The sequence below is a fragment of the Pseudomonas sp. genome (genome assembly GCF_049645325.1).
Classification (GTDB): domain Bacteria; phylum Pseudomonadota; class Gammaproteobacteria; order Pseudomonadales; family Pseudomonadaceae; genus Aquipseudomonas.
Window position 1 is genome coordinate 1 of record NZ_JBARTQ010000453.1, and the last position, 1,865, is coordinate 1,865.

The 1,865-nt window shown below is 58.8% G+C and carries 3 protein-coding genes; all 3 read right to left on the reverse strand.

Going from position 1 to position 1,865, the window contains the following annotated elements; translation table 11 throughout:
* The coding region (locus tag WBB95_RS19680; protein ID WP_424489096.1) for an IS91 family transposase at positions 1 to 741 on the reverse strand (741 nt) is incomplete at its 3' end.
* Positions 738 to 908: a tyrosine-type recombinase/integrase gene (locus WBB95_RS19685; RefSeq protein WP_424489097.1), complete on the reverse strand. Its 171-nt coding sequence runs from the start codon at positions 906 to 908 to the stop codon at positions 738 to 740. The genes WBB95_RS19685 and WBB95_RS19680, both read right to left, overlap by 4 nt.
* Positions 905 to 1,645 carry a tyrosine-type recombinase/integrase gene (locus tag WBB95_RS19690; protein WP_424489098.1) on the reverse strand — a complete coding sequence of 247 codons (741 nt, stop codon included), beginning with the start codon at positions 1,643 to 1,645 and terminating at the stop codon, positions 905 to 907. Before WBB95_RS19690 ends, WBB95_RS19685 begins: the two co-directional genes overlap by 4 nt.
* Between the last annotated feature and the right edge of the window lie 220 nt (positions 1,646 to 1,865).

Sequence of the window (1,865 nt, forward strand, 5' to 3'; positions counted from 1 at the left end):
CTCCTGCAGCACGCCGCGGTAGAGATAGCGCCCGAGATAGACCAGCGCCTTCTCACCGGTACCGACGCTCTTGCAGTCGATGACCCACTCTTGGGGGTGGCTTGCAGGCAGGGTGAGCCCTTCGCCAGTGATGGCGGCCAGCACCTTGGCGCGAAAGACCTTGGCCAGCGCCTTGTGATTGAACAGATAGGCGCGTTTGCCTTTGGCTTTCTTGGTCCGCCAGAGCCTTTTGTTTGCATCGATGGCCGCCGCAGGCATGACCAAGTGCACGTGCGGATGGAAATCGAGGCGCCGCGAATGGGTGTGCAGGACCGTGATGGCCCCGGCCGATCCGCCAAGCCGCGGATCGTTGTGCGTGAAGGTTTTTACGCACTCCCAGCTCGCCTGGATCAGCACGGAATAGAGCGTGCGTTGATGGCTCCAGGCCAAGGCTCTGAGCTCAGCCGGCAGGGTGAAAGTCAACAGGAAGTACTCGGCGGGCACCTGTTTATTGAGCTGACGCTCCAGCCACTGCTGACTCTCATGGTTTTGACAGTGGGGACAGCTGCGATGCCCGCAGGAGTGCGGCACAAAGACCCGGCGGTCACAATCGGTGCATTGGGCCTGCATCACGGGACTGTGCAAAGTACGGCAGTCCTTCATCACGGCCAGGGCATGGCGATGGGAAGGCAGGGTTGAATTTTGGTATTGGGCCAGGAACGTCGCTGCAAAGCGCTCGATAATCGAGGAGAGCAGGATCATTTGGCATTCCCCCAATCGATGGAAAAGCCATTCATCAGCGCGTTGATGACCTGCCTTGCGTTGTGCTGCGTGCCGGATGTCAGATGGGTGTATTTTGCAGTCGTCAGGATCGAGTGATGGCCGAGGATCTTCTGCACTTCGAGCAGATCGACACCGGCTTCGATCAAGTGGGTTGCATAGCTGTGGCGCAGACAATGCGGGGTGATCTTTTTTTTATCCCGCAGGCTTCGACCACCTTGCGCAGGGTGATTTGCACACCGCCGCGATCCAGGGGCGTGGTGGCACAGCAGGCCCCCTTCAGGCCGCCGTGGCGATTGGGAAACAGCAAGACGGGATTGCGATGCACCTGCCAGAAGCGGCGCAGCAAATCCAGCGTCGTCTCCGGCAGCGGAACCAGACGGTCCTTGTTGCCCTTGGCGTCGCGGATATGCACGCGCTTACGCGCGGCATCGATATCGCCGACCTGAAGACGCAAGCCTTCACCGAGGCGCAGGCCAAGACTGTAGGCGGTGAAAAAGAAGACCCGGTAGCTCAGCGTAGAGGTCGCCGCGAACACCCGTTTCGCCTCTTCGACGGTGACGATATCGGGCAAGCGTTGCGCCTTCGGCGGCTTGATCAGATCGACGTTCGCCCAGGGTTTGTGCAGCACATGGGCGTAAAAGAACTTCAAGCCGTACAGGTCGAGCTTGACGGCGCTCCAGGAGTGCGACTCCAGCAAGTCGGTGAAGTAGTCGATCAGTTGCTGCTCGCAGAGGTCCTCGATTCGATGCTCGAAATAGGCACCGATGCGACGGATCGCCCGGGAATAAGCTTCGATGGTCTTCGGCTGTAGGCCCTTGAGCTGAAGATGCTTGAGGTGGGTTTCGTAGTTGCGCTTGAAATCGGCTTCCGATGATGCTGTCATGGCTATGTAACCTCATGATTCTTGGCGGAATGATCCCTCGCTTGCGAGGGCGTGAGGTTACATTTTAAGTTTGATCGGGCGTCTCGGCTTTCTCCGCGAAGCGGCTTCGTCCAACAAATCTCTCAACCAGACCGGCGCAAACAACGCGCCTCCCGGTTAGCTCAACCGTTACGGCCGCTTTCCAATCTAGTTCGGACATTCAGGCTTACCGTCCTATGGT